General features: G+C 69.7%; 4 protein-coding genes. All 4 read left to right on the forward strand.

The window, feature by feature from the left end:
- Positions 1-400: 400 nt before the first annotated feature.
- Positions 401-910, forward strand: coding sequence for a ribosome maturation factor RimP (gene rimP, locus GT030_RS20830; protein WP_161202398.1), 510 nt, complete (start codon positions 401-403; stop codon positions 908-910).
- 2 nt (positions 911-912) lie between these two features.
- Entirely contained in the window at positions 913-1899 is a 987-nt protein-coding gene (gene nusA / locus GT030_RS20835) for a transcription termination factor NusA (protein WP_161202399.1), read from the forward strand.
- 156 nt (positions 1900-2055) lie between these two features.
- On the forward strand, positions 2056-2352 hold the full coding sequence (locus tag GT030_RS20840; RefSeq protein WP_135790051.1) for a YlxR family protein: 297 nt from the start codon (positions 2056-2058) through the stop codon (positions 2350-2352).
- 145 nt (positions 2353-2497) lie between these two features.
- Positions 2498-2786, forward strand: a 289-nt coding sequence (locus GT030_RS20845; RefSeq protein WP_161202400.1) for a translation initiation factor IF-2 N-terminal domain-containing protein, incomplete at its 3' end; no start/stop codon positions are given.

Genomic DNA, 2786 nt, shown 5'->3' on the forward strand with positions numbered 1-2786 from the left:
GGCCGAGCAGCCCGTCAGCAGGGCGGTGGCACCGGCCAGGGAGGCGAGCAGGGTTCTTCTGCGCGGCCCCGAACGGGCGCGCGGCGGTGGGGAGTACGACACGGCAGACGTCCTCGGGGAACTCGTACGGGGAGAGACGGGGGAGACGCGGGGGCGAGGCGGGGGAAGGCACCGGAGAGCGGGGCCCTTCGAACAGGCCGCCCGCCCGTGATCACCGTACCCGCGCCCTGTCCCCGCACCACTCACCGGCACCGTTCCTCACCCCCGACCGCCCACCGGACGGACGCGCGGGAGGTGCGGACCCGCCGAAGGTGGACGGCAACACCCATCGCGACCGGATACCCTTTGACCAGACACGCGACCATCCCACAACAGCACACGCGGCCGAGGAGTCACCCGGATGAGCACCACCCAGAGCGAGAGGCTGCGAGAGCTGCTCGAACCGCTCGTCACCTCCCAGGGGCTGGATCTGGAGGAGATCGCCGTCGACTCCGTCGGACGCAAGCGTGTGCTGCGCGTGGTCGTCGACTCCGACACCGGAGCGGACCTGGACCGGATCGCCGATGTGAGCCGCGCGCTCTCGGCGAAGCTCGACGAGACCGACGCGATGGGCGACCAGGCCTACGACCTGGAGGTCGGCACCCCGGGCGCCGAGCGCCTCCTGACCGAACCCCGCCACTACCGGCGCGCCGTCGACCGGCTGGTCAAGTTCCAGCTCGCCGACGGCGGCGAAGTGGTCGCGCGCATCCTGGGCACGGACGACGAGGGCGTGGACCTGGAGGTCCCCGGTGTGAAGGGCCGCAAGGCCACCAACCGCCGGCTCGCCTTCCCGGAGATCGCCAAGGCGCGGGTGCAGGTCGAGTTCAACCGCAAGGACAAGAAGGACATGAAGGAAGAGGAGGAGGCGTAGCCGTGGACATCGACATGAGCGCCCTGCGGGGCTTGGTCAGGGAGAAGGAGATCTCCTTCGACCTGCTGGTCGAGGCGATCGAGTCGGCCCTCCTCATCGCGTACCACCGCACCGAGGGCAGCCGCCGCCACGCGCGCGTGGAGCTGAACCGCCAGAGCGGTCACGTGACCGTGTGGGCGAAGGAGGACCCGGAGGACGTCGAGGAGGGGCAGGAGCGCCGCGAGTTCGACGACACCCCCTCCGGGTTCGGCCGGATCGCCGCCACCACCGCCAAGCAGGTCATCCTCCAGCGGCTGCGCGACGCGGAGGACGACGCCACGCTCGGTGAGTACGCCGGCCGTGAGGGCGACATCGTCACCGGCGTGGTCCAGCAGGGCCGCGACCCGAAGAACGTGCTGGTGGACATCGGCAAGCTGGAGGCCATCCTGCCGGTGCAGGAGCAGGTCCCCGGCGAGACCTACCAGCACGGCATGCGGCTGCGGTCCTACGTGGTCCGCGTCGCCAAGGGCGTGCGCGGCCCCTCGGTCACCCTCTCGCGTACCCACCCCAACCTGGTGAAGAAGCTCTTCTCCCTGGAGGTGCCGGAGATCGCGGACGGCTCGGTGGAGATCGCCGCCATCGCCCGCGAGGCCGGCCACCGCACCAAGATCGCCGTACGGTCCACCCGTTCGGGCCTGAACGCCAAGGGCGCCTGCATCGGCCCGATGGGCGGCCGGGTGCGCAGTGTGATGGGCGAGCTGAACGGCGAGAAGATCGACATCGTCGACTGGTCGGACGACCCGGCCGAGATGGTGGCGAACGCCCTGTCACCCGCTCGGGTGAGCAAGGTCGAGGTCGTGGACCTCGCCGCCCGCTCCGCGCGGGTCACCGTGCCGGACTACCAGCTCTCGCTGGCGATCGGCAAGGAGGGCCAGAATGCCCGGCTCGCCGCCCGCCTCACCGGCTGGCGCATCGACATCCGGCCGGACACCGAGCAGGTCACCGACTAGCTCGGCCCGTCCGCCGACCCGATCCGGTCCGGGGCCTGTCTTGATCACCGCAAAGATCAGGACAGATCCCGGCCGGATCGCGACCGTTCACCACACTGCAACTGTTCGATCTCTGCCCCAAAGGGGTGAGGTCGGTACGGGGAGGTAGACTTAACCGTGTCTGGCCGGACGCACACCCGAGCGCGCCCTGAACGCACCTGTGTGGGGTGCCGGAAGCGAGCGGCCAAGAACGATCTACTGCGGATCGTGATGATCGAGGACGCCTGCGTCCCCGATCCTCGCGGTACGCTGCCCGGCCGGGGTGCTTATGTACACCCGGCACCGGTCTGTCTGGACCAGGCGGTTCGCCGCCGGGCGTTCACGCGGGCACTGCGCGCCCCGCGAGCGCTCGACACAAACGCGTTGCGCCGATACGTCGAGCAGACAACAGTTGCCGAGCAGGCAACACCGTAAGAAGTGCCGCCCGGAACACCGCGGCGGCCTGGTACCTCGCGAGTCGAAAGCAGGTCGAGATTGCGATGAGCACTCGATGAGTACGCGATGAGTACGCCCATGAACTAGCGACGGTCCGGCATCACCCGGACCTCAAAGGAGCGAAGTGGCTAAGGTCCGGGTATACGAACTCGCCAAGGAGTTCGGTGTCGAGAGCAAGGTCGTCATGGCCAAGCTCCAGGAACTCGGTGAATTCGTCCGTTCGGCGTCTTCGACGATCGAAGCGCCTGTCGTACGCAAGCTGACCGACGCCTTCCAGGGCGGTGGCAACGGCAAGTCCGCCGGCAAGCCCGCCCCGCGCAAGGCAACCCCCAAGCCCGGCGCGCCCTCCCCGGCGCAGTCGGCCCGTCCGGCTGCCCCGAAGCCGGGCGCCCCCAAGCCCGCCGCGCAGCAGC

The sequence above is a fragment of the Streptomyces sp. SID1328 genome, from assembly GCF_009865595.1.
GTDB classification, from domain to species: domain Bacteria; phylum Actinomycetota; class Actinomycetes; order Streptomycetales; family Streptomycetaceae; genus Streptomyces; species Streptomyces griseoluteus.

Coding starts and splice junctions, on each gene's coding strand:
- rimP (WP_161202398.1), top strand. CDS start 401: ATGAGCACCACCCAGAGCGAGAGGCTGCGAGAGCTGCTCGAACCGCTC.